Raw genomic sequence first — 23,085 nt, 5'->3', positions numbered from 1 at the left:
CGCGCCCGTGAGTGTCGGCGACGTGTCCAAGCGGATCCTGCTGGGTCGCAAGCTCCGCAGCAGCCAGCTGGGGGAGACGCTCCTTCCCAAGCGGATCGCCCTGCCGGTGTTCGCCAGCGACGCGCTGTCCTCGGTGGCGTACGCGCCTGACGAGGTGTTCATCATGCTCGCCGTCGCCGGCGCGTCGACGTACGTCTGGTCGTGGAAGATCGGCCTCGCGGTGGCCCTGGTGATGCTCACCGTCGTCGCGAGCTACCGCCAGACCGTGCACGCCTACCCCTCGGGCGGCGGCGACTACGAGGTGGCCACGGTCAACCTCGGCCGCAACGCCGGGGTGACGGTCGCGAGCGCGCTGCTCGTCGACTACGTGCTCACCGTCGCGGTGTCGATCTCGTCGGCAGCCCAGTACGCCGCCGGGGCGGTCAACGGGCTCATCGGCCACGAGGCGACGGTCGCGGTCATCGCGGTCGTCGTCCTGACGGCGATGAACCTGCGCGGCGTGCGGGAGTCCGGGGCGTTCTTCGCCGTGCCGACCTACCTGTTCATGTTCGCCATCCTCGGCATGTGCGCGTACGGCCTGATGCGCCTGCTGGCCGGCGACCTCCCCGAGGCGGAGAGCGCCCATCTCACGATCGTCCCCCAGCCCGGGTGGGAGGAGCCGCTGACCCAGATCGGACTGATGTTCCTCCTCGCCCGCGCGTTCTCGTCGGGCTGTGCGGCCCTCACCGGCGTGGAGGCCATCAGCAACGGCGTACCCGCGTTCCGCAAGCCCAAGAGCCGCAACGCGGCGAGCACCCTGCTGCTGCTCGGCCTGATCGCGATCTCGATGATGCTGAGCGTCATCGTGCTCGCCAACCAGATGGCGATCCGCTTCGTGGACCCGCACGAGCTCGATCGGCTGCGGACGGCGTCCGGCGACGCGCTGCCCGACGGCTACGAGCAGCACCCGGTGATCGCCCAGATCGCGGCCGGTGTCTTCGACCACTTCCCGCCGGGCTTCTACTTCGTGATCACCGTCACCGGGATCATCCTGGTGCTGGCGGCCAACACCGCCTTCAACGGCTTCCCGGTGCTCGGGTCGATCCTCGCCCAGGACGGCCTGGCGCCCCGCTCGCTCGGCTCGCGCGGCGACCGGCTCGCCTACAGCAACGGCATCGTCTTCCTCGCGGCCATGTCGATCCTGCTGATCTGGATCTTCGACGCCGAGACGACCAAGCTCATCCAGCTCTACATCGTCGGCGTCTTCGTCTCCTTCAACCTCAGCCAGCTCGGCATGATCCGCCACTGGACCCGCCACCTGCGCACGGAGCGCGACCCGGCGGTGCGCCGCCGGATGATGCGGTCGCGGGCGATCAACACGTTCGGCCTCGGGATGACCGCCGTCGTCCTGGTGATCGTGCTGATCACCAAGTTCCTCGCCGGAGCGTGGATCGCGATCCTGGCGATGGGGTTCTTCTTCGTGCTCATGCAGGCCATCGGACGCCACTACGCGCGCGTCGAGCTCGAGCTCGCGGCCGACGAGCAGGACAAGGTCATGCCGACCCGGGTCCACGCGATCGTGCTGGCCTCCAAGCTGCACAAGCCGACGCTGCGGGCGCTGGCCTTCGCCCGCGCCACCCGGCCCAACGTCCTCGAGGCGATCTACGTCAGCATCGACGCCAAGGCCACGAGCCGGCTGCTGGAGGAGTGGGACGACCGCAACCTCGACATCCCCCTCAAGGTCCTGCACTCGCCCTACCGTGAGGTCGTTCGCCCGATCGTGGAGTACACCCAGGAGATCCGCCGGGCCAGCCCGCGCGGCGTCGTGGCGGTCTACATCCCGGAGTACGTCGTCGGGCGCTGGTGGGAGCAGCTGCTCCACAACCAGACAGCGCTGCGGCTCAAGGGACGCCTGCTCTTCACGCCGGGTGTCATGGTCATCTCCGTGCCCTACCAGCTGCGTTCCTCCCAGGTCGCCGAGGAGCGTCGCCGCGACGACGTCCGGGTCCACGCCGGCGACCTGCGCCGCGGTCGCGTCTCCTCGCGCACCAACCGACAGGTCGACGACGTATGAGCACCCCACGACGGTCCTCCCAGCGCCACAACCGTCCCCGTCGGGCCCGCGGTCGCTCGCGGGTGGGGGAGCGCTTCGAGGTCGAGGCGGGTCCCGTCGCCCACGGCGGGCACTGCGTCGCCCGGCTCCCCGAGCCCGAGTCCCGCGTGGTGTTCGTGCGCCACGCCCTGCCGGGGGAGCGGATCGTCGTGGAGATCACCGAGGGCACCGACGGCGACCGGTTCTGGCGCGGCGACGCCGTCCGCGTCGACGTACCCTCCGCCGAGCGCGTCCAGCCTCCGTGCCCCTACGCCGGACCGGGGCTGTGCGGCGGTTGCGACTTCCAGCACGTCGCGCTCCCCGCGCAGCGCGACCTCAAGACGGCCGTGGTGCGCGAGCAGCTCGTGCGGCTCGGCCGCCTCGACGCAGCCTCCGACCTCGTGACCGGTCTGCACGTCGAGGCCGTGCCCGTCGCCGGTCGTGGCGACGACGGCCTGCGGTGGCGCACGCGCCAGCGGTACGCCGTCCTGCCGGACGGGCGGCCGGCCATGCGGGCGCACCGCTCCCACGAGCTCATCGCGATCGACGACTGCCTGATCGCCGCGGAGGGCGCACGCCCCGCCGACGCGCACCAACCGCTGGTCGAGGAGGGCACCCTGCGCCCGTCACGAGACCCCGCCACCCACGACGTCACCGTGGGCAGCCGCACCCATCCGTTCTCCGTCGCCTCCGACGGTTTCTGGCAGGTGCACCCCGAGGCGCCGCGCGTCCTGGTCGGCACGGTGCTCGAGCTGCTCGACCCCCAGCCGGGCGAGCGCGCGCTCGACCTCTACGCCGGCGTCGGGCTGTTCGCCCGGTTCGTGGGTGAGGCCACCGGTGCCCGGGTGGTCGCGGTGGAGGCCGACCGAGCCGCATGCCAGCACGCCCGGGCGAACCTGGCGGCCCTGGAGCCGGCGTCCGTCGAGTGCGGTCCGACCGACCGGGTGCTGCGGTCGGGCCTCGACGAGCCGTTCGACCTCGTCGTGCTCGACCCGCCCCGCGAGGGGGCCAAGCGCGTCGTGGTGGAGCAGGTCGTCGACCGCCGGCCGCGCGCGGTGGCGTACGTCGCCTGCGACCCCGCCGCGCTCGGGCGCGACGTCGCGATCTTCGCCGAGCACGACTACGAGCTCACCGCCGTCCGGGCCTTCGACCTCTTCCCGATGACCCACCACGTCGAGTGCGTGGCGCTGCTGGAGCCGCGTCGGCGCTGAGCGCTTGCCACGTCCCGGGCGCGGCGGGAGGCTGGCCCCATGGCGACCTACGAGGTGAACCCGGCGGCCGTCGCCCACGCGCGCAAGCTCATCGACGGCCGGCAGTACGTCCTCGACAGCGACTGGGGCCACGTGCAGCCGCGGGCGGACGACGAGAACGCCTACCTCGAGCGGCACTCGTGGGACGACTACGGCGCCTGGCACCTCGGCCTCACCGAGGGCGCCAACGACGGGACCAAGGCCCGCCACGCGTTCGTCTACGGCGACCTCCGGCGCGTCCACCGGTCCGGTCTGATCGCCTGCGTCTACCGCGCCTCCGAGTGGCGGCACAAGTCCGTGGAGCTGGCCGCGCACGACCTGCTGCAACGGCTCGACCAGATGGCCGGGATCGACTGACGGGCCCGGTCAGCGGCGCGCGGCCACGACGTCCGACAGCGCGGCGAGTGCCGCGTCACAGTCCGTCGCGTCGACCACGGTCCAGCCGTGCTCCGGGGCGAGGTCGAGCAGCTGGCGTCGCCCCTCGAGCACGAGGTCGTCGCCGCCGCGCTCCTCGATGACGCGCGAGACGACGTCGTTGACCGGGGTGCGCAGGCGGCCGTGGAGCCGGGGGAGCAGCGCCTCCGGCGCGACCTCGAGCACCACGGCGACGTACGACGCCCCTGCCGCGGCGGCGGCGGCCTCGAAGCGCTCGGCCTGGGCGGGGGTGACGATCAGCTGGGGCAGCACGACGTCGCGTCCGGTGCCGAGGTAGGCGGTCAGCAGGGCGAGGGCGGAGGCGCGCACCGCCTCGCCGGTGCCGACGAAGTCGTCCTCCCACCCCGACACCCAGGACCGCAGCTCGTCGATGTCGCAGACCAGCGTGCCGGGGTGGCGCGCGGCGTACGCGCGGGCGAGCGTCGACTTGCCGACGCCGGAGGGACCGTTGAGGTGGAGGAGCGTGGGCACCGCCGGAGCCTATGACGCCGGCGGTCCCTCCGGCTCTCGGTCCACCAGCTCGGCCGTCATGGTCCAACCCCCGCGGAAGTAGGTGAACGGGACGTTGGTGGGGCGGACGGGTGAGACGAGGATCGGGATGAGCGGCTCCAGGGTGCTGAAGTCGGCTGTCGTCACGGCGGTCGAGGCCGGTCGCGTCCGGTTGGCTGCCGTGACCAGCACGGTGCCGTCCGGGCCATCGTGCACCCACCTCATCTCGCTGGTCGTGACAGCCGTCCCCGGCTCGTTCCCGACGGCGTCGACCCGGTAGTCGAGTCCGCCGCCGCGCAGGTCGAAGGCCAGCGTGTTGGTTGCGCCGTCCTCGCTGACGGTGCTGGTGGTGCCGGGCTGGAACGTGATGGGGAGGCCGAGCTGCCGCAGCTTGGCCGCCTCCTCCGGGTTGTCCGTGCCCCACCAGAGCAGATAGTGGTCCCGGGTCGGCACACCGTCGCTCGCGGTCAGGGGCACCGCGCCCAGCGTGTACGTGGTGGTGCGCCGAGCCGGCGAGCGGTCGCTGCCGGGCTCCACGCGCACCCACTGGCAGGTCACCGTGATGATCCAGAGCCGGGAGGCTGTGGCGGTGATCGTGTTGATCGTGTGGCGCTCGGGCACGAGCTCGCGGAGGCCCGATGTGCTGACGGCGCGTGGGATCGCGACCTCGTGACAGTCCTCCTGGACGCTGACGACGCGGGTGCGCTCGGCATGGGCCGGAGCGAGGGGCCCAGCGGCGACGAGGCCGACGAGCGAGGCGGTGACGGCGGCCGCGGCGACGGCGGCGCGCAGGTGGGGGCGGGTCTGGTGCATGGTGACGTCCTTCCGAGACGGCGTCGACCGGGTGCACCCCTGTGGCGCGCCGAGTGGCGCCATGCGTCGAGCATGCGCTCGCTCCCGGGCCACCGCCAGTGCCAAGGTCGACCTGACTGGACCGGCCACCGGACACACCCCTTGGTGCGGTTGGGCCGCTCCTCGACATCGTGTATCTTGACGTCGAGACAAGTTGACGCCGGAACTAAGGGTCGCCTGCCTTCCCGCACCTCAGGGTGCGGCGGCAAGATGGATGCGAACCCGCGAACTCCCGAGGAGATGTGGCTGATGGCCAGTCAGGACAGCTTCGGTGCCAAGGGCACCTTGGACGTGGACGGACAGTCCTACGAGATCTACCGACTCGACGCGGTCGAGGGTGAGGGGCTCGACGTCGAGACCCTGCCCTTCTCGCTGAAGGTGCTGCTGGAGAACCTGCTCCGCACCGAGGACGGCGCGGACATCACCGCCGACCACATCAAGGCGATCGCCGGCTGGGACGCCAGCGCGACGCCCGACCAGGAGATCCAGTTCACGCCCGCCCGCGTGATCATGCAGGACTTCACCGGCGTCCCCTGCGTCGTGGACCTCGCCACCATGCGCGAGGCGATGGCCGAGCTCGGCGGCGACGCCACCAAGATCAACCCGCTCGCCCCCGCCGAGATGGTCATCGACCACTCGGTGATCGCCGACGTCTTCGGCTCCGCCGACGCCTTCGAGCGCAACGTCGAGATCGAGTACGAGCGCAACCGCGAGCGCTACCAGTTCCTGCGCTGGGGCCAGGGGGCCTTCGACGACTTCAAGGTGGTCCCGCCGGGCACCGGCATCGTCCACCAGGTCAACATCGAGCACCTCGCCCGTGTGGTCATGGTCCGCGACGGCGTCGCCTACCCCGACACCTGCGTCGGCACCGACTCCCACACCACGATGGTCAACGGCATCGGCGTGGTCGGCTGGGGCGTCGGCGGCATCGAGGCCGAGGCCGCGATGCTCGGCCAGCCGGTGTCCATGCTGATCCCGCGCGTGGTGGGCTTCAAGCTGTCCGGCGAGCTGCCCGAGGGCTCCACGGCCACCGACCTCGTGCTGACCATCACCGAGATGCTCCGCGAGCACGGCGTCGTCGGCAAGTTCGTCGAGTTCTACGGCGAGGGCGTCTCGGCGCTGCCGCTCGCCAACCGCGCCACGATCGGCAACATGAGCCCGGAGTTCGGCTCGACGATCGCCGTCTTCCCGATCGACGACCAGACCGTCGACTACCTGCGCATGACGGGTCGCTCCGAGGAGCAGCTCGCGCTCGTCGAGGCGTACGCCAAGGAGCAGGGCCTCTGGCACGACCCGAGCGCCGAGCCGCGCTACAGCGAGCGCCTCGAGCTCGACGTCTCCACGGTGGTGCCGTCGCTCGCCGGCCCGAAGCGCCCGCAGGACCGCGTCGAGGTCTCCGTCGCCAAGGACTCGTTCCGCGCGGCGCTGACCGACTACGTCGACGAGGGCGACGACGACCCCGACGACGCCGCCGAGGCCACGGGCTACGACGAGGCGGTCGAGGAGTCCTTCCCGGCCTCCGACTCCCCGAGCCACGCCGGCGGCAACGGTGCGCCCGTCCACCGGGACGCCCCGAAGGACGCCGGCCGTCCCACCAAGAAGACGACCGTCTCGCTCGACGGCCAGGAGGTCGAGATCGACCACGGCGCCGTCGTGATCGCCGCGATCACCTCGTGCACCAACACCTCCAACCCGAGCGTGATGATCGGCGCCGCGCTGCTGGCCAAGAAGGCCGTCGAGAAGGGGCTGTCCCGCAAGCCGTGGGTCAAGACCTCGCTCGCCCCGGGCTCCAAGGTCGTCTCCGACTACTACGACCGCTCGGGCCTCACGCCCTACCTCGACAAGCTCGGCTTCAACCTCGTGGGCTACGGCTGCACGACGTGCATCGGCAACTCCGGACCGCTCATCCCGGAGGTGTCGGCGGCGGTCAACGAGGCCGACCTCGCGGTCGTCTCGGTGCTGTCGGGCAACCGCAACTTCGAGGGTCGCATCAACCCCGACGTGAAGATGAACTACCTCGCGTCGCCGCCGCTGGTCGTGGCCTACGCCCTCGCCGGCTCGATGGACGTCGACCTGTTCGGCGACCCGCTGGGGCAGGACACCGACGGCAACGACGTCTACCTCAAGGACATCTGGCCGAGCCCGCAGGAGATCGAGGAGACGATCGCCCAGGCGATCACCTCCGACATGTTCGGCTCCTCCTACGCCGACGTCTTCAAGGGCGACGAGCGCTGGCAGTCGCTGCCCACCCCGGAGGGCAACACCTTCGAGTGGGACGCCGAGTCCACCTACGTCCGCCGTCCTCCCTACTTCGACGGCATGCCGCAGGAGCCGGAGCCGGTCACCGACATCGTCGGCGCCCGCGTCCTGCTCAAGCTGGGTGACTCGGTCACGACCGACCACATCAGCCCAGCCGGCGCGATCAAGAAGGACAGCCCCGCCGGCACCTACCTCGCCGAGCACGGGGTCGAGCAGCGTGACTTCAACTCCTACGGCTCGCGCCGCGGCAACCACGAGGTCATGATCCGCGGCACGTTCGCCAACATCCGCCTGCGCAACCAGATCGCGCCGGGCACCGAGGGTGGCGTGACCAAGGACTTCACCAAGGACGGAGAGGTCACCAGCGTCTACGAGGCCAGCCAGAACTACCAGGAGGCCGGCACCCCGCTGGTCGTCCTGGCCGGCAAGGAGTACGGCTCCGGCTCGTCGCGCGACTGGGCCGCCAAGGGCACCGCGCTGCTGGGTGTGAAGGCCGTCATCGCCGAGTCCTACGAGCGGATCCACCGCTCCAACCTCATCGGCATGGGCGTCATCCCGCTGCAGTTCCCCGAGGGCAAGACCGCCGACGACCTGGGCCTCACGGGTGCCGAGATCATCTCGATCAGCGGCATCACCGAGCTCAACGACGGCACCACGCCGAAGACCGTCACGGTCAAGGTGGAGCCCGCGCCCGGCACCGACCAGGCGCACGGCGAGGCCAGCGAGTTCGAGGCCACCGTCCGCATCGACACCCCGGGCGAGGCCAACTACTACCGCAACGGCGGGATCATGCAGTACGTCCTGCGCAGCCTGCTGCGCAGCTGACCGATCCCGCTGCCGACCCGGCAGAGGTCCGGCTCGGCCGCGTCCAGGACCACCTGGACGCGGCCGGTCGGCCGCCGCTGGGCGGCATGCTCCCCAACACCCCGCAGGACGTGTACGACGGTCCCGCCGAGGCCGTGCGCGCGCCGTTGTCCTGACTGGTTAGCCTGACGCGGTGAGCGACGCCGAGACCCCGCCCGGTCCTGCACGTCCGGGGGAGCCGGGTCAGGCAGTCGACGGTCCGCCCGAGACGTCGTACGACCCGCCTGAGGCGCCGTACGCGCCCGTGGAGGAGAGGCGGCCGAGACGCAACCTGCCGCTGGTCCTGGCAGGTGTCGCGTCGGCGCTCGTGCTCGGCGCCGCGCTCGTGGCTCCGCTCGTCGACCGGGCGATCCGGGGCGAGGAGCGCGCCCAGCGCGCCCTCGACCTGACGCTCGTCGAGACGTGGGAGATCACCGACCGCGCGCACACCATGGACGACGTCACCTACCCGCAGGACCCGCCCGCCGGCGGCGCGCACGCGCCGGCCTGGTTGGCGTGCGGCGTCTACGACGAGCCGGTCCGCGACGAGAACGCCGTCCACGACCTCGAGCACGGCACCGTGTGGATCACCCACGACCCCGACCTGTCCGCCGCCGATCGTGAGGCACTGGCCGAGCAGCTGCCCGACAACGGCATCATGTCGCCGCGCGAGGGCCTGCCGTCGCCCGTCGTGGTGACGGTGTGGGGTGCCCAGCTCCGGCTCGACAGCGCCGACGACCGACGGCTCGGGCTCTTCCTGGAGGAGTACGGCGACGGGCACACGGCTCCCGAGTTCGGGGTCAGCTGCGAGGGCGGGACGCCGTCCCCCGACGGGTCCGTGCCCGAGCAGGGCACCGACGCCTGAGCGGCTCCTCCTCGGCGCCCCGGGCGGCGCCGGGACCAGAACGTGGAAGATCCGGGCCACCAGGTGACTCGGATCTTCCACGATCCGCCCGCGATCCCCGGATATCCGGGGATCGCGCCGGCGACGGCCGTCAGCGCGCCAGGAAGTCCAGCAGCGCCCGGTTGAACTCGTCCGCGTGGCTGACGTTGAAGCCGTGGGGCGCGTCCTGGACGACGACCAGCTCCGAGCCGGGGATCGCCTCGTGGGTGCGCCTGCCCGAGCCCTCGAACGGGACCGTGGCGTCGCTGTCGCCGTGGATCACGAGCGTCGGCACGGTGACCTGCGTGAGGTCGTCGCGGAAGTCCGTCGTGCCGAAGGCCTCCATGCACCCCAACGCGGCCTTCTGGTCGCTCTGGTGGCACATCGCGATCGCCTCCTGGCGCTGCTCCTCGGTGACCTTGAGCTCGCCGTCGGCGGAGAAGAAGTCGCGGGTGAAGCCGTCGAAGAACGTCGTCCGGTCCTCCTCGAGCCCCTTGGTCATCTCTGCGGCTGCCTCCTCGGTCAGCGGGCCGTCCGGGTTGTCGTCGCCCTTCAGCAGGTACGGCGGTACGGCGGCCGCGAACACGACCGAGTGGAGCCGGTCCTGGCCGTGGCGGGCGACGTAGCGGGCCACCTCGCCGCCACCCATCGAGAAGCCGACGAGGGTGACGTCGGTGAGCTCGAGCTCGGACAGGAGCCCGTCGAGGTCGTCGGCCAGCGTGTCGTAGTCGTAGCCCTTGGACGGCTTGTCGCTGCGCCCGAAGCCGCGGCGGTCGTAGGCCACGACCCGGTAGCCGGCGGCGCTCAGGGGGCCGACCTGCTCGCTCCACGACTCCCCGGACAGGGGCCAGCCGTGGATGAGGACGACGGGGCGGCCGGAGCCGCCGGAGTCCTCGACGTGGACCTTGGTGGAGCTCAGCAGGCCGGAGCTTGCGGTGACGTCAGGCACGCGGTGTCCCTTCGTTGGGGCCCTGCGGGGGAGGGCCGTTCACTGGTGCTTCGAACGTAGGCGCGGCTCCGGATGGGTCGTTCCACCCGCCGGGGTGGCCCGAGCGCTGCGGACAGCGGGTGCCCTAGCGTGGCGGCATGATCGTCGCCTTCTCCCTGTCACCGATGTCCAGCGACCCGACGGGCTCCGTCACCGACGCGGTGGCGGCCGCCGTCAGGGTGGTCCGCGAGTCCGGACTACCCCACGAGACCAACGCGATGTTCACCAACATCGAGGGGGAGTGGGACGAGGTGATGGCCGTGGTCAAGCGGGCCGTCGAGGCGGTCTCGGCGGTGTCCCCCCGCGTCGGCCTGGTGCTCAAGGCCGACATCCGACCGGGCTACGACGGTCAGCTGACCTCGAAGGTGGAGCGCATCGAGGAGGCGCTGCGCGATGCACAGTGAGACCCGCAGCTATCGCACCGGCAGCGACGAGGTCGTGCTCGACCTGACCCAGGATGCGCTGGAGTTCGTCGCCGACCGGGGCGACGGACTGCTGCAGGTGTTCGTGCCGCACGCGACCGCCGGCATCGCGGTCATCGAGACCGGCGCGGGGTCGGACGACGACCTGCTGGCGGCCCTGCGTGACCTGCTGCCCCTTGACGACCGGTGGCGCCACCGCCACGGCTCCCCGGGCCACGGACGCTCGCACGTCATGCCCGCGATCGTGCCGCCGCACTGCACCGTTCCGGTCCTGGGCGGGCGGCTCGCGCTCGGTACCTGGCAGAGCATCTGCCTGGTGGACCTCAACGTCGACAACGACGAGCGCGAGGTCCGCTGGTCCTTCCTGGAGGGCTGAGCGGTGACCATCGACATCCGCGAGGCCGACGACGTCGACCACCCCGCGCTGGCGGCGGTCGTCGAGGCCGCCTTCGGCGAGCAGGGCGCCTCGGTCAACGACGTGATGGCGCGGCTGCGCGGCACCGAGGACATGGCCGTCGAGCTCGTCGCCGAGTCGGACGGAGAGGTCGTCGGCTGCGTCGCACTGTCGCGCGCCTGGCTCGACGCCCGGGAGAGGTTGGTCGACGTCCTCGTCCTGAGCCCCCTCGCGGTCGCGCCCGACCACCAGCGGCAGGGGATCGGAGGCCGGCTGCTGGCCGCGGTCCCCGGCGTCGCCGAGGGGCTCGGTGCGCCTCTGGTCTTCCTCGAGGGCGACCCCCGCTACTACGGCCGCCACGGCTGGAGCGCTGCATCGGCCCATGACCTCGAGCGCCCGTCGCGTCGTATCCCCGAGCCCGCGTGTCAGGTGCTGCTGCTGAGGGAGCACGAGCCGTGGATGACCGGTCGCCTGGTCTACCCGGACGTGTGGTGGCGCAGCGACCTGGTGGGGCTCCGGGACCCCGAGCTCGCCGAGATCGAGAGCACGCTGAACGTCGACTGAGTATATCGAACACATGTTCGATAGAGTGGTGAGGTGTTCCCCACCCCCCAGCCCCGCCAGCGGCCGACGCCGCCGCAGGGCCACGCGGGCGTCGCGCCCCCCGGCTGGCCGCGGCAGGTGCGACCTCCCGACGCACCCGACTGGGAGGCCACGGCGGCCAGCTGGCTGCTGGACCTGTGCCCGCCCGACTACCGCCGCTTCTCCGGCCTGCGCCGACACGTCGTGGTCCTGGCCCGCTTCGCTGTGCTCCACGTCGAGGCGCAGCAGCTGGCGACCCGCCGGGGACTCAGCGAGATCCGCGGGGACCTGAAGGACGTGGCCGACGAGGCGGTCGTCCTGGCGGCGGTGCAGACCTTCCAGCTCGAGGACGCCCGCCTGCTCGGCGTACGGCGCGAGGTCGGGTTGGTCGAGGACGCCCTGCGGGGGCGTCGCTACCGCGTGCGGATGTGAGCGCTCGCTAGGGTCGCCCGGTGCACAGAGGATCCCCGGACGAGACCACCGCCGACCGCCATCCCGACCGGGATCCCGGACCCGACCCCAGGCGATTCGCCGGCATCATCCTCGTCGACCGCCGCGGCTGGATCCTGCTGCAGGAGCGGGACGAGTTCCCGCGCATCGACCCGGAGAAGTGGGGCCTGGCCGGCGGCCACGTCGACCCGGGCGAGGACTTCGAGCCAGCTGCGCACCGCGAGCTCGAGGAGGAGACCGGCGTACGACTGCCGGGAAACGGGCTGCGGCTGTTTCGCGAGTTCGTGGTCGACCACCGCGAGGCCTACGGCACGTGGGACGTCATGCAGGTCTTCGCCGCCGCCACCGACCTGGCCGACGCCGACATCGACTGCCGTGAGGGACGCCAGATCGTCTTCGTCGACCCGACCGTGGCGCGGGGGCTCGACCTCGGCTCGGCGGCCACCGAGATCGTCCCGGCCTTCCTCGACAGCGACCTCTACGCCAGCATGGCGCCATGACCGCCGACACGCTCACCGTCCACCCCGTCCCGTCGATGGGCGCGGAGGACGTGGTCGTGGCGCCCGACGGCACCGTCTTCACCGGCACGGATGACGGCGCGATCTGGGCGCTCGACCCCGCGACGGGCAGCACCCGCCGGGTCGCCGACACCGGTGGCCGCCCGCTGGGCATCGAGCTCCTGCCCGACGGCGACCTCCTCGTCTGCGACGCGAAGCGGGGGGTGCTGCGGGTGTCACCCGCGAACGGCGTCGTGGGCGTGCTCGTCGGCGAGGTCGACGGTGAGCCGATGGCCTTCTGCAACAACGCCGCGGTGGCGGTCGACGGCACGATCTGGTTCAGCGACTCCTCGCTCCACCATGGGATCGAGCAGTGGAAGGACGACTTCGTCCGGCACACCCGCACCGGTCGGCTGCTGCGCCGCGACCCCGACGGCTCGGTCGATGTGGTGCTCACTGGGCTGGCGTTCGCCAACGGCGTCGCACTCTCCGCCGACGAGTCCTACGTCGCCGTCGCCGAGTGCCGCGGCCGCACCGTCGTACGCCTCTGGCTGACCGGCCCGCGCGCGGGGGAGCGCGACCACCTCGTCACCGACCTCCCGGGCTACCCGGACAACATCAGCCAGGGCAGCGACGGGCTGATCTGGGTGGCGGTCGCGAGCCCCGTCGACGGCATCGTCGAGCGGCTCGGCACGGCACCGATGCTCCTCCGCAGGGCGGTCACGCGGATCCCGGAGGCGCTGCAGCCCAAGCCCGCGCGGACGATCCGCGTGCAGGCCTACGGCGACGACGGCCGGCTCGTGCACGACATCGACCTGCCCGGGCCCGAGCGCGGCCCCGGCTACCACATGGTCACCGGCGTCCGGGAGCACGACGGACGGCTCTGGCTGGGGAGCCTCCACGAGCCGGCGGTGGCGGTCGTCGACCGTCCATGAAATAGACTCCCGCCCCATGGCCCTCCTCGACTCGATCGCCTCCCCGAGCGACCTCCGCGGCCTGTCCGCGGAGCAGCTCGACGAGCTCGCCGCCGAGATCCGCGACCTGATGATCCGCACCGTCGCGACGAACTCGGGGCACCTCGGGCCCAACCTCGGCGTCGTCGAGCTCACCCTGGCCATCCACCGCGTCTTCGACTCCCCGCGCGACCGGGTCGTCTTCGACACCGGCCACCAGTCCTACGTGCACAAGCTCGTCACCGGTCGCCACGCCGACTTCGCCACCCTGCGCAAGGAGGGCGGCATCAGCGGCTACCCCAGCCAGGCCGAGTCCGACCACGACATCGTCGAGAACTCGCACGCCTCCACCGCGCTGTCCTACGCCGACGGGCTGGCCAAGGCCTACGCGATCCGGGGTGAGGACCGGCACGTCGTCGCGGTGATCGGCGACGGCGCCCTCACCGGCGGCATGGCGTGGGAGGCCCTCAACAACATCGCGATCGCGAAGAAGAGCCGGCTCGTCATCGTCGTCAACGACAACGAGCGGTCCTACACCCCGACCATCGGCGGGCTCGCCACGGCGCTCACCTCGCTGCGCACCAACCCGCGCTACGAGCAGGTCCTCGACCTGGTCAAGAAGCGGCTCAACTCCGTCCCGGGCGTCGGGCACGCGACGTACGACGCCCTCCACGCCGTCAAGAAGGGCATGAAGGACGCGCTCGCCCCGCAGGGGCTGTTCGAGGACCTCGGCCTCAAGTACGTCGGTCCCGTCGACGGCCACGACCGCGCCGCGATGGAGCAGGCGCTGACCAACGCCAAGCGCTTCGACGGCCCCGTCATCGTCCACGCGCTCACGCGGAAGGGCCAGGGCTACGACCCTGCGCTGCGGCACGAGGCGGACCAGTTCCACGCGCCCGGGCCCTTCGACGTGCAGACCGGGGCCGAGAAGCCCAAGGGCAAGATCTGGACCGACCACTTCTCCGAGGCGATCGTCGACCTGGGCGCCCGCCGCGAGGACGTCGTCGCCATCACCGCGGCGATGATGCACCCCGTCGGCCTCGACGTGTTCGCCGAGAAGTACCCCGAGCGCACCTTCGACGTCGGCATCGCCGAGCAGCACGCCGTGACCTCTGCCGCCGGGCTGGCCATGGGCGGCCTCCACCCCGTCTTCGCCGTCTACGCGACCTTCCTGAACCGAGCGTTCGACCAGGTCCTGATGGACGTCGCGCTGCACAGGTGCGGCGTCACCTTCGTGCTGGACCGCTCCGGCGTCACCGGTGACGACGGCGCCAGCCACAACGGCATGTGGGACATGTCGATCCTCCAGGTCGTCCCCGGCCTGCGGCTGGCCGCGCCCCGCGACGTCACGCGGCTGCACGAGCTGCTCGACGAGGCCGTCGAGGTCGACGACGCCCCGACGGTGGTCCGGTTCCCCAAGGGGCCGCCGCCCGCGGACGTGCCGGCGATCGACCGTGCCGGCGGCGCCGACGTGCTGGTCCGCTCGGGTGAGCGCGACGTGCTCGTCGTCGCGGTCGGGTCGATGGCGACGACTGCTGTCGAGGTCGCCTCTCGGCTGAGCGACCAGGGCATCGGCGTCACGGTCGTGGACCCGCGCTGGGTCAAGCCGGTCGACCCCGCGCTGATCGACCTCGCGCGCGAACACCGGCTCGTGGTGAGCGTCGAGGACAACGGACGCGTCGGCGGCTGCGGCGCGACGCTCCTGCAGGCACTCAACGACGCGGGGGTGCGTACGCCGTTCCGCCTGCACGGCATCCCGCAGGAGTTCCTCGACCACGCCAAGCGCGACGTGATCCTGGCGCGTATCGGCCTCGACGCGCAGACGCTGGCCCGGTCGATCGTCGAGGACGTGACCGCCCTCGACGGCGGGCCCACGATCGTCGAGGTCGACCACACCGCCTGACCGTCCGCCGGGACAGGTCGGGACGTGACTCGACGGTAGGGACTCGCCCGCCCTAGGTTGCTGGGATGAGTCTCTTCCGGACCAAGTCAGTCGAGCAGTCGATCGCCGAGACCGAGGAGCCCGAGCACCGCCTGAAGAAGAACCTCGGTGCGCTCGACCTCACGATCTTCGGTGTCGGCGTCATCATCGGTGCCGGCATCTTCGTCTACACCGGCCTGGTCGCCGCGACCAACGCCGGACCGGCCATCTCGCTGTCCTTCCTCATCGCCGGACTGGCCTGCGCGCTCGCGGCGCTCTGCTACGCCGAGTTCGCCTCGACGGTGCCGGTCGCGGGGAGCGCCTACACGTTCTCGTACGCCACCTTCGGCGAGCTGATCGCCTGGATCATCGGCTGGGACCTCGTGCTGGAGTTCACGGTCGGTGCCTCGGCGCTGGCCGTCGGCTTCTCCGGCTACCTCCAGTCCCTGCTCGACGGCACCGCGCTCGAGATCCCGGCGTCGTTGTCCTCCGCGAGCGACGGCGTGGTCAACGTCCCGGCGATCGTGATCACGCTGCTCTGCGCCGCGGTCCTGATCGGCGGCATCAAGCTCTCCAGCCGCGTCAACCAGGTCGTCGTCGCCATCAAGCTGAGCGTCGTCGCCCTCGTGATCATCGTCGGCATCGCGCACGTCAAGACGTCCAACTACACCCCCTTCATCCCGCCGAGCGAGCCCTCCTCCGGCGCGGACGCCTCCGCGTGGAAGACCCCGTTGATCACCTCCATCTTCGGCCTCGAGCCGGCGGTCTTCGGGATCGCCGGGGTGATCGCCGGCGCCGCCATCGTGTTCTTCGCGTTCATCGGGTTCGACGTCGTGGCGACCACCGCGGAGGAGACCAAGAACCCGCAGCGTGACGTCCCGATCGGGGTGCTGGCGTCGCTGGCCATCGTGACCGTCCTCTACATCGCGGTCTCCCTCGTCATCACCGGCATGCAGTCCTACCGCGACATCGACCCCGATGACGCGGCACCCCTCGCGACGGCGTTCGAGAACGTCGGGCTGCACTGGATATCGGACCTGATCGCCGTCGGGGCCACCATCGGGCTGACGGTCGTCGTGCTGATCCTGATGATGGGCCAGACGCGGGTCGCCTTCGCGATGGCCCGCGACGGGCTCCTGCCCGTCGGCCTGGCCAAGGTCCACCCGACGTTCGGCACGCCCTACCGCATCACCGCGGTGACCGCGATCATGGTCTCGGTGCTGTCGGGCTTCGTGCCGTTCGAGACGCTGGGCGACCTGGTCAGCATCGGCACGCTGTTCGCCTTCATGCTCGTCAGCGTGGGCGTGCTGGTCCTGCGCCGGACGCGCCCCGACCTGCACCGCGCGTTCCGGGTGCCGGGGATCTACGTCGTCGCCACCGCGTCGGTGCTGCTCTGCGGCTACCTGATGCTCAACCTCATCGCCGAGACCTGGTTCCGCTTCCTGATCTGGATGGCGCTCGGGCTCGTCGTCTACTTCGCCTACGGCCGCTCCCACAGCCGGCTGGGTCGCGGGGACTACGACCGTCACACGCGTCCTGCCGACGCTGTGACGGATCCCAACGCCTGACCGAGTCGCCGCAGCCCGTCCCTCGTACGGGACCGAGTCGGCGCATCCTGCAGCAGGATGCGCCGACTCGACGGCTTCGGGGCGTCAGGATGCGCCCACTCGTCAGTGGAAGCGCTTGCCGGTCGCCTTCTCCGAGATGCCCGCGACGTCGAGCATGAAGGTCAGGCCGCCGTTCCAGAACGAGAACCCGGCGCCGGTGATCATCGCCAGGTCGATGTCCTGCGGGGCGGCGACGACGCCCTCGTCGAGCATCAGGCGCGCCTCCTCGGCCAGGCCGGACAGCGTCCGCTCGCGCACCTCCTCGGCCGTGAGCACGACGGGGGAGGCCGGCTTCTCGAGCAGCTGCTCCACCTCGGGGTCGAGGCGGCCGTCGGCGCCGTAGTAGGCACCCTTCCTCGCCGCGACGATCCGCTCGAGGGCGGGGGAGACGTAGAAGCGGTCGGGGAACGCTCGCTTCAGCGTCTCGTTGTTGTGCAGCGCGATCGCCGGCCCGACGAGCGAGAGCAGCACGAAGGGCGGCATCGGCGCGATGCCGGCGAAGGCGCTGTCGGCGACACCGACGGACGTGCCCTCGTCGACGATGCGGCCGACCTCGCTCATGAAGCGGCCGAGCAGCCGGTTGACGATGAAGGACGGGCTGTCCTTGACCAGGATCGTCGTCTTCTTCAGCGACTTGCCGGTCGCGAACGCAGTGGCCAGCGTCGCGTCGTCGGTCGCGTCGCCCTTCACGATCTCGAGCAGCGGCATCACCGCGACGGGGTTGAAGAAGTGGAATCCGACGACCCGCTCGGGGTGCTCGAGGGCGGCGGCCATCTCGGTGATCGACAGCGACGAGGTGTTGGTCGCCAGCACGCACTCGGCGCTCACGACCTTCTCGACGTCGGCGAAGACCGTCTTCTTGACCGACATCTCCTCGAAGACGGCCTCGATCACGAAGTCGGCGTCACCGAAGGCCACCTGCTTGTCGGTCTCTCCGGAGACCAGCGCCTTGTGGCGGTTGGCCTTGTCCTGGTTGATCCGACCCTTGGCGAGCAGCTTGTCGATCTCGGCGTGGACGTAGGCGACGCCCTTGTCGGCGCGCTCCTGGTCCAGGTCGGTCAGCACGACCGGCACCTCGAGGCGGCGTACGAAGAGCAGCGCGAGCTGGCTCGCCATCAGGCCGGCACCCACGATGCCCACCTTGGTCACCGGCCGGGCGAGCGACTTGTCGGGCGCTCCGGCGGGCCGCTTGGCCCGCTTCTGCACCAGGTCGAACGAGTAGAGCGACGCGAGCAGCTCGGCGGTCTGCGACATCGCCTCGAGGGCGTCGTCCTCGGCCGCGAAGCCGGTGTCGCGGTCCGTGTCGCGCGCCGCGGCGATGAGCTCCACGGCCTTGGCCGCGGCGGGGGAGCCGCCGCCGGTCCTGGCGGCGACGATGCCCTTGGCGCGCTCGATCGCCGCGTCCCACGCCTCGCCCCGGTCGACCTCGGCACGCTCGACCACGGTCTCGCCGCGGAGCACGGAGGCCGCCCAGAGCAGCGACTGCTCGAGGAAGTCGGCACCGTTGAAGACCGCGTCGGCCAGCCCGAGGTCGTACGCCGCCCGGCCGCCCAGCGTCCTGCCCTGGTTGAGCGGGTTCTCCACGATCAGCGTCACGGCCTTGTCGGCACCGACGAGGTTGGGCACCAGCCAGGCGCCGCCCCAGCCGGGGACCAGGCCGAGCATGACCTCCGGCAGGCCGAGGGCCGGCGCGGAGTCCATGACGGTGCGGTAGGTGCAGTGCAGCGCCACCTCGAGGCCACCGCCGAGGGCGAGGCCGTTGATGAGTCCGAACGACGGCTTGCCGCCGTCCTGCAGCTTGCGGAAGACCGCGTGCCCGAGCTCGGCGACCGTGCGTACGGCGTCGGGGCCGCCGCCCTGGATGACGGTCAGGTCGGCGCCGGCCGCCAGGATGAACGGCTTGCCGGTGACCGCGATGGCGTCGATCGTGTCGTCAGCCAGCGCCGCGTCGATCGCGGTGTTGAGCGCGAGCAGCGAGGCGGGTCCGAAGGTGTTGGGCTTGGTGTGGTCCTCGCCGTTGTCGAGGGTGACCAGGCCGATGGTCACGCCCGGCAGGGTCACGGTCCGCAGGTGGGCCTGCGTGACGCGCTCGGCGTCGGACACGATCGCCTGCGCGCGGTCGAAGATGCTGACGTCGTTCACTTGGACTCTCCGTTCGCGGCTGCACCGGTCCAGTGAGGGTTCTCCCAGATCACGGTGCCGCCCATGCCGATACCGATGCACATGGTGGTGAGGCCATACCGGACCTCGGGGCGCTCCTCGAACTGGCGCGCCAGCTGGTTCATCAGACGTACGCCGGACGACGCCAGCGGGTGCCCCATGGCGATCGCGCCGCCGTAGGGGTTCACCCGCGCGTCGTCGTCGGCGATGCCGTAGTGCTCGAGGAACGCCAGCACCTGCACGGCGAACGCCTCGTTGACCTCGAAGGCCTCGATGTCGTCGATGGTCAGGCCGGCCAGCCGCAGGGCCTTCTCGGTGGCCGGGATCGGGCCGGCGCCCATCACCTCGGGCTCGACGCCGACGAAGGCGTAGGTGACCAGGCGCATCTTCACGGGGAGGCCGAGCTCGCGGGCGGTCTCCTCGTCGGCCAGCAGCGCCGCGGTGGCGCCGTCGTTGATGCCCGCGGCGTTGCCCGCGGTGACGTTGCCGTGCGAGCGGAAGGGGGTCTTGAGACCGGCGAGCGACTCCATCGTCGTCTCGGGGCGCATGGGCTCGTCGGTCGTGGCCAGGCCCCAACCGGCCTCGGCCGAGCGGGTCGCGACCGGCACGAGGTCGGGCTGGATCTTCCCGGCGTCGTAGGCGGCCTTCGTCTTCTGCTGGCTGCGGACGGCGTACTCGTCGACGCGCTGCTTGGTGATCGTGGGGTAGCGGTCGTGGAGGTTCTCCGCGGTCTTGCCCATGACGAGCGCGTCCGGGTTCACGATCCGCTCGGACAGGATGCGCGGGTTGGGGTCGACGCCCTCGCCCATCGGGTGGCGGCCCATGTGCTCGACGCCGCCGGCGATGGCGACGTCGTAGGCCCCGAAGGCGATGCCGGAGGCGGTGTTGGTCACGGCCGTCATCGCGCCGGCGCACATGCGGTCGATGGAGTAGCCGGGGACGCTCTGCGGGAGGCCGGCGAGGAGGGCGGCGGTGCGGCCGATGGTCAGGCCCTGGTCGCCGATCTGGGTGGTGGCGGCGATCGCCACCTCGTCCACCCGCTCGGGCGGCAGGGAGGGGTTGCGCCGGAGCAGCTCGCGGATGCTCTTGATGACGAGGTCGTCGGCGCGCGTCTCGGCGTACTGGCCCTTGGCCTTGCCGAACGGGGTGCGCACGCCGTCGACGAAGACGACCTCGCGCTGTGGTCGGGACACTGGCTACTCCCAGGCTATGAGGGGGACAGGGTGCGCTCACGTTACCCCTGAGTAACAACGCCTGCCCACCACGGCGGGTGTGTGTCGGGTCACGGAGGGCGACTCACTAGTCTCTAGCCATGGCCGACCGACTCGTGCACATCGTCGACGATGCCGAGGTGCTCGCCGATGCCGGTGACCTCACCCTCGTCGTCGTCCTCACCGGATTCCTCGACGCGGGCAAGTCCGCGGAGCTCGCCGCGCGGCACCTGGCCGACCTGTCGGACGGCAAGGTGGTGGCCACCTTCGACGTCGACGCGCTGCACGACTACCGCGCCCGCCGGCCCCCGGTGACCTTCGTCCGCGACCACTACACCGACTACGAGGCGCCCCGGCTGGTCGTCCGCGCGATGCGCGACACCGGCGGTACGCCGTTCCTGCTCCTCGCCGGCCCCGAGCCCGACATCCGGTGGGAGGCCTTCGCCCGCGCGGTCCGCGAGGTCGTCGAGCGCTTCGCCGTGGCCCGGGTCGTCAGCATGGGCGCCGTGCCGATGGCCGTGCCGCACACCCGGCCCATCGCCATCACGCCCCACGCGAACCGGCCCGACCTCGTCCCCGGCGAGAGCCCGTGGCAGGGCGAGCTGCGCGTCCCGGCCAGCGCGCAGGCGCTGCTGGAGATCCGGCTGGGGGAGTGGGGCATCGACGCGCTGGGCTTCGTCGCCCACATCCCGCACTACCTGGCGCAGATGGAGTACCCCCAGGCCGCGCTGGTGCTGCTCGAGCACCTCGAGATCGGCGGCCACCTCACCATCGACCTCGGCGAGCTCCGGGAGGCGGCCGAGATCACCGAGGCCGAGGTCGACCGCTACCTCTCGACCCACGACGAGGTCGGCGACGTCGTCCGCGGGCTCGAGCAGCAGTACGACTCCTTCCGCGAGGCCGAGGCCAGCGGCTCCTCCCTGCTCGCCGGCGACGGGCCGTTGCCGACGGGCGAGGAGATCGGAAGTGCGTTCGAGGCGTTCCTGGCCGATCTCGAGGACGAGTCCAAGGACAACGGCGACGACGCCGGCGGCTGGGACGGCCGCTGATGGCGGGAAGCGCCGACGAGCTTGCGAACCTGCTGGACCTGGAGCGCCTCGAGGTCGACCTCTACCGCGGTGCGCAGGCGCGCACCGAGCGCCAGCGGGTCTTCGGCGGGCAGGTGGCCGCGCAGGCGGTCGTCGCTGCGACCCGCAGCGTCGAGAGCCAGTTCGTGCTGCACTCGCTGCACTCCTACTTCCTGCGCCCCGGCGACACGACGGTACCGATCGTCTACGACGTCGAGCGGATCCGCGACGGCCGCTCCTTCGTGACCCGGCGGGTGTCGGCGCGCCAGCACGGACGGCCGATCTACTACATGACCGCCAACTTCCAGATCCCCGAGCCCGGCCTCGAGCACCAGGACCGGATGCCGGAGGTGCCGGCGCCCGAGCAGGGGATGCCGCTGGTCGAGCTCGCCCGCTCGCGCGGCCCCGAGGCCGCCGGGCAGTGGGAGCGGGAGTGGGCGGCACTCGACATCCGGCACGTCGGGATCACGGGCCAGGGGCTCCCCGAGGACCCCGAGCAGCCGGCCCGGGCCCGGCTCTGGATCAAGGTCGACGGTGAGCTCGCCGCCGATCCCACGGTCCAGCAGGCGGCGTTCACCTACGCGAGCGACCTCACGCTGCTGGGTGCCGCCCTGGTGCCGCACGGCATCCACATCGCCTCGCCGCGGCTGCAGCCGGCGTCGCTCGACCACACGATCTGGTTCCACCGGCCCTTCCGCGCCGACGAGTGGTGGCTCTACGACCAGTTCTCCCCGTTCGCCGGTGGCGCACGCGGCCTCGCCCTGGCCCGCGTGTTCTCGCAGTCGGGCGAGCTCGTGGCGACGGTGGCCCAGGAGGGCCTGATCCGGCTCCGCGACGACCGCGCCTGAACCACGGCGGAACCCCCCGCGGGCTCAGGCGGGCGTCGTACGACCGAGCAGGTGCGGCGAGCCGTCCTTCGGGTTGGTCATCGCGAAGGCCCAGCCCTCGTCGCCCTGGCGGGCGGCGTAGCGGACGGTGCTCGGGAGGAGGACCGGCTTCTTGAACGCCACCTCCACGGTGACGGCGTCGGGCAGCCTGTTCTCGATCGCGGCGACCGAGCGCGCCAGGGTCCACATGCCGTGGGCGATCTGGCGCGGGAACCCCAGCGCCCTCGCGGTCAGCGGGTGGAGGTGGATCGGGTTGGCGTCGCCGGACACGGCGGCGTACGTGCGCCCGAGGTCGGCGGGCAGGCGCCACTCGACGCCACCGGCCGGCGGGTCCGGCAGCTCGAGGCCCGGCGCCGCGTCACCGTCGACGGACGGGCCCCGGCGCAGGTAGGTCGAGGTCGACGCCCACGCGGTCCCACCGTCGCCCGACACGGTGGTGGTGAAGTCGAGCAGGACGCCCCTGGCGTGCGGGCGCGGCGTGGCGACCGAGGTGGTGACGTCGAGCGCCTCGCCGACACCGATGGCGCGGTGCGCCGTGATCGCGTTCTCGACGTGCACCATCCCGATCGCGGCGTAGGGGAAGGCCGGGTCGCTCATGACCGCCATGTGGAGCGGGAAGGCCAGCAGGTGCGGGAAGGTCACGGGTACGACGTCGCGGCGCGGGAAGCCGCAGACGGCGGCGTACGCGTCCACGCGGGCACGCTCCACGACCACGGCCTCGCGCGAGTAGGCCAGGCCGGTGAAGTCGCGCGCCGCGCCCTTGCGGATCCCCGGCAGTCGGTTGACGCCCGGGACCGCCGGCAGCGCCGCGCGGACCAGCGTCGTCAGCCCGCCCGGCTCTCCGGTGAGGGTCTTCGGCGACAT

Annotated in this window: 21 protein-coding genes; 15 read left to right on the top strand and 6 right to left on the bottom strand. The window is 71.6% G+C overall.

The window, feature by feature from the left end; genetic code table 11:
* Positions 1–7 precede the first annotated feature (7 nt).
* The 3 genes from ACFQW6_RS04905 to ACFQW6_RS04895 are packed head-to-tail and all read left to right on the top strand — an operon-like array spanning position 8 to position 3,678.
* Entirely contained in the window at positions 8–2,053 is a 2,046-nt protein-coding gene (locus ACFQW6_RS04905) for an APC family permease (protein ID WP_378541867.1), read from the top strand.
* Positions 2,050–3,282, top strand: a complete 1,233-nt coding sequence (locus ACFQW6_RS04900) for a class I SAM-dependent RNA methyltransferase (protein WP_378541865.1) — start codon at positions 2,050–2,052, stop codon at positions 3,280–3,282. Before ACFQW6_RS04905 ends, ACFQW6_RS04900 begins: the two co-directional genes overlap by 4 nt.
* A 39-nt stretch (positions 3,283–3,321) precedes the next feature.
* Entirely contained in the window at positions 3,322–3,678 is a 357-nt protein-coding gene (locus ACFQW6_RS04895; RefSeq protein ID WP_378541863.1) for a hypothetical protein, read from the top strand.
* A gap of 9 nt (positions 3,679–3,687) precedes the next feature.
* Here ACFQW6_RS04895 and ACFQW6_RS04890 read toward each other — a convergent pair whose 3' ends face one another.
* Both ACFQW6_RS04890 and ACFQW6_RS04885 read right to left on the bottom strand, forming a co-directional pair.
* Positions 3,688–4,227 (bottom strand): AAA family ATPase, encoded by a 540-nt coding sequence (locus tag ACFQW6_RS04890; protein WP_378541861.1) that lies wholly within the window; start codon positions 4,225–4,227, stop codon positions 3,688–3,690.
* A gap of 9 nt (positions 4,228–4,236) precedes the next feature.
* Entirely contained in the window at positions 4,237–5,058 is an 822-nt protein-coding gene (locus tag ACFQW6_RS04885; protein WP_378541859.1) for a hypothetical protein, read from the bottom strand.
* Positions 5,059–5,346: 288 nt separating this feature from the next.
* Here ACFQW6_RS04885 and ACFQW6_RS04880 point away from each other — a divergent pair, with 288 nt between their 5' ends.
* Positions 5,347–8,181 (top strand): aconitate hydratase, encoded by a 2,835-nt coding sequence (locus tag ACFQW6_RS04880; protein ID WP_378541857.1) that lies wholly within the window; start codon positions 5,347–5,349, stop codon positions 8,179–8,181.
* A gap of 172 nt (positions 8,182–8,353) precedes the next feature.
* Positions 8,354–9,064 (top strand): DUF3105 domain-containing protein, encoded by a 711-nt coding sequence (locus ACFQW6_RS04875; RefSeq protein ID WP_378541855.1) that lies wholly within the window; start codon positions 8,354–8,356, stop codon positions 9,062–9,064.
* Positions 9,065–9,194: 130 nt separating this feature from the next.
* Here the strand turns inward: ACFQW6_RS04875 and ACFQW6_RS04870 are convergent, their stop codons facing one another.
* Complete coding sequence (locus ACFQW6_RS04870; RefSeq protein WP_378541853.1) at positions 9,195–10,031, bottom strand: alpha/beta fold hydrolase; 837 nt, start codon at positions 10,029–10,031, stop codon at positions 9,195–9,197.
* Between the two features lie 137 nt (positions 10,032–10,168).
* Here ACFQW6_RS04870 and ACFQW6_RS04865 point away from each other — a divergent pair, with 137 nt between their 5' ends.
* The 8 genes from ACFQW6_RS04865 to ACFQW6_RS04830 all read left to right on the top strand — a co-directional run bounded on the left by ACFQW6_RS04865 (position 10,169) and on the right by ACFQW6_RS04830 (position 16,857).
* A complete protein-coding gene (locus ACFQW6_RS04865; protein ID WP_378541851.1) occupies positions 10,169–10,474 on the top strand; it encodes an MTH1187 family thiamine-binding protein in 306 nt (101 codons plus the stop codon).
* Positions 10,464–10,868, top strand: coding sequence for a YjbQ family protein (locus ACFQW6_RS04860; protein ID WP_378541849.1), 405 nt, complete (start codon positions 10,464–10,466; stop codon positions 10,866–10,868). Before ACFQW6_RS04865 ends, ACFQW6_RS04860 begins: the two co-directional genes overlap by 11 nt.
* A gap of 3 nt (positions 10,869–10,871) precedes the next feature.
* Positions 10,872–11,450, top strand: a complete 579-nt coding sequence (locus tag ACFQW6_RS04855) for a GNAT family N-acetyltransferase (RefSeq protein ID WP_378541847.1) — start codon at positions 10,872–10,874, stop codon at positions 11,448–11,450.
* Between the two features lie 33 nt (positions 11,451–11,483).
* Complete coding sequence (locus tag ACFQW6_RS04850; RefSeq protein ID WP_378541845.1) at positions 11,484–11,900, top strand: hypothetical protein; 417 nt, start codon at positions 11,484–11,486, stop codon at positions 11,898–11,900.
* Between the two features lie 20 nt (positions 11,901–11,920).
* Positions 11,921–12,418 carry an NUDIX domain-containing protein gene (locus ACFQW6_RS04845; protein WP_378541843.1) on the top strand — a complete coding sequence of 166 codons (498 nt, stop codon included), beginning with the start codon at positions 11,921–11,923 and terminating at the stop codon, positions 12,416–12,418.
* The gene (locus ACFQW6_RS04840) at positions 12,415–13,350 is read left to right on the top strand and encodes an SMP-30/gluconolactonase/LRE family protein (RefSeq protein ID WP_378541841.1); all 936 of its coding nucleotides are present in this window, start codon (positions 12,415–12,417) and stop codon (positions 13,348–13,350) included. The genes ACFQW6_RS04845 and ACFQW6_RS04840 overlap by 4 nt, the downstream gene beginning before the upstream one ends.
* A 16-nt stretch (positions 13,351–13,366) precedes the next feature.
* A complete protein-coding gene (gene dxs, locus ACFQW6_RS04835) occupies positions 13,367–15,271 on the top strand; it encodes a 1-deoxy-D-xylulose-5-phosphate synthase (protein WP_378541839.1) in 1,905 nt (634 codons plus the stop codon).
* Between the two features lie 65 nt (positions 15,272–15,336).
* Complete coding sequence (locus ACFQW6_RS04830; RefSeq protein ID WP_378541837.1) at positions 15,337–16,857, top strand: amino acid permease; 1,521 nt, start codon at positions 15,337–15,339, stop codon at positions 16,855–16,857.
* A 102-nt stretch (positions 16,858–16,959) separates the two neighbouring features.
* Here the strand turns inward: ACFQW6_RS04830 and ACFQW6_RS04825 are convergent, their stop codons facing one another.
* Together ACFQW6_RS04825 and ACFQW6_RS04820 are read right to left on the bottom strand one after the other, a co-directional pair.
* Positions 16,960–19,038, bottom strand: a complete 2,079-nt coding sequence (locus ACFQW6_RS04825; protein ID WP_378541835.1) for a 3-hydroxyacyl-CoA dehydrogenase NAD-binding domain-containing protein — start codon at positions 19,036–19,038, stop codon at positions 16,960–16,962.
* The gene (locus ACFQW6_RS04820) at positions 19,035–20,249 is read right to left on the bottom strand and encodes a thiolase family protein (protein ID WP_378541834.1); all 1,215 of its coding nucleotides are present in this window, start codon (positions 20,247–20,249) and stop codon (positions 19,035–19,037) included. Before ACFQW6_RS04820 ends, ACFQW6_RS04825 begins: the two co-directional genes overlap by 4 nt.
* A 119-nt stretch (positions 20,250–20,368) precedes the next feature.
* Here ACFQW6_RS04820 and ACFQW6_RS04815 point away from each other — a divergent pair, with 119 nt between their 5' ends.
* Together ACFQW6_RS04815 and ACFQW6_RS04810 are read left to right on the top strand one after the other, a co-directional pair.
* Positions 20,369–21,316 carry a proteasome assembly chaperone family protein gene (locus ACFQW6_RS04815; protein ID WP_378541832.1) on the top strand — a complete coding sequence of 316 codons (948 nt, stop codon included), beginning with the start codon at positions 20,369–20,371 and terminating at the stop codon, positions 21,314–21,316.
* Entirely contained in the window at positions 21,316–22,182 is an 867-nt protein-coding gene (locus ACFQW6_RS04810) for an acyl-CoA thioesterase (protein ID WP_378541830.1), read from the top strand. The genes ACFQW6_RS04815 and ACFQW6_RS04810 overlap by 1 nt, the downstream gene beginning before the upstream one ends.
* Before the next feature lie 24 nt (positions 22,183–22,206).
* Here ACFQW6_RS04810 and ACFQW6_RS04805 read toward each other — a convergent pair whose 3' ends face one another.
* Positions 22,207–23,085, bottom strand: coding sequence for a MaoC family dehydratase (locus ACFQW6_RS04805; protein ID WP_378541828.1), 879 nt, complete (start codon positions 23,083–23,085; stop codon positions 22,207–22,209).

Source organism: Nocardioides sp. GCM10028917 (assembly GCF_042666175.1).
Lineage (GTDB): Bacteria > Actinomycetota > Actinomycetes > Propionibacteriales > Nocardioidaceae > Nocardioides.
Note: the sequence above shows the minus strand (reverse complement) of the source record. Positions and strands in the feature narration are given on the sequence as shown.

Coding starts and splice junctions, on each gene's coding strand:
- ACFQW6_RS04900 (WP_378541865.1), top strand. CDS start 2,050: ATGAGCACCCCACGACGGTCCTCCCAGCGCCACAACCGTCCCCGTCGG.
- ACFQW6_RS04895 (WP_378541863.1), top strand. CDS start 3,322: ATGGCGACCTACGAGGTGAACCCGGCGGCCGTCGCCCACGCGCGCAAG.
- ACFQW6_RS04885 (WP_378541859.1), bottom strand. CDS start 5,058: ATGCACCAGACCCGCCCCCACCTGCGCGCCGCCGTCGCCGCGGCCGCC.
- ACFQW6_RS04880 (WP_378541857.1), top strand. CDS start 5,347: ATGGCCAGTCAGGACAGCTTCGGTGCCAAGGGCACCTTGGACGTGGAC.
- ACFQW6_RS04865 (WP_378541851.1), top strand. CDS start 10,169: ATGATCGTCGCCTTCTCCCTGTCACCGATGTCCAGCGACCCGACGGGC.
- ACFQW6_RS04860 (WP_378541849.1), top strand. CDS start 10,464: ATGCACAGTGAGACCCGCAGCTATCGCACCGGCAGCGACGAGGTCGTG.
- ACFQW6_RS04840 (WP_378541841.1), top strand. CDS start 12,415: ATGACCGCCGACACGCTCACCGTCCACCCCGTCCCGTCGATGGGCGCG.
- dxs (WP_378541839.1), top strand. CDS start 13,367: ATGGCCCTCCTCGACTCGATCGCCTCCCCGAGCGACCTCCGCGGCCTG.
- ACFQW6_RS04830 (WP_378541837.1), top strand. CDS start 15,337: ATGAGTCTCTTCCGGACCAAGTCAGTCGAGCAGTCGATCGCCGAGACC.
- ACFQW6_RS04815 (WP_378541832.1), top strand. CDS start 20,369: ATGGCCGACCGACTCGTGCACATCGTCGACGATGCCGAGGTGCTCGCC.
- ACFQW6_RS04810 (WP_378541830.1), top strand. CDS start 21,316: ATGGCGGGAAGCGCCGACGAGCTTGCGAACCTGCTGGACCTGGAGCGC.
- ACFQW6_RS04805 (WP_378541828.1), bottom strand. CDS start 23,085: ATGTCGCCGAAGACCCTCACCGGAGAGCCGGGCGGGCTGACGACGCTG.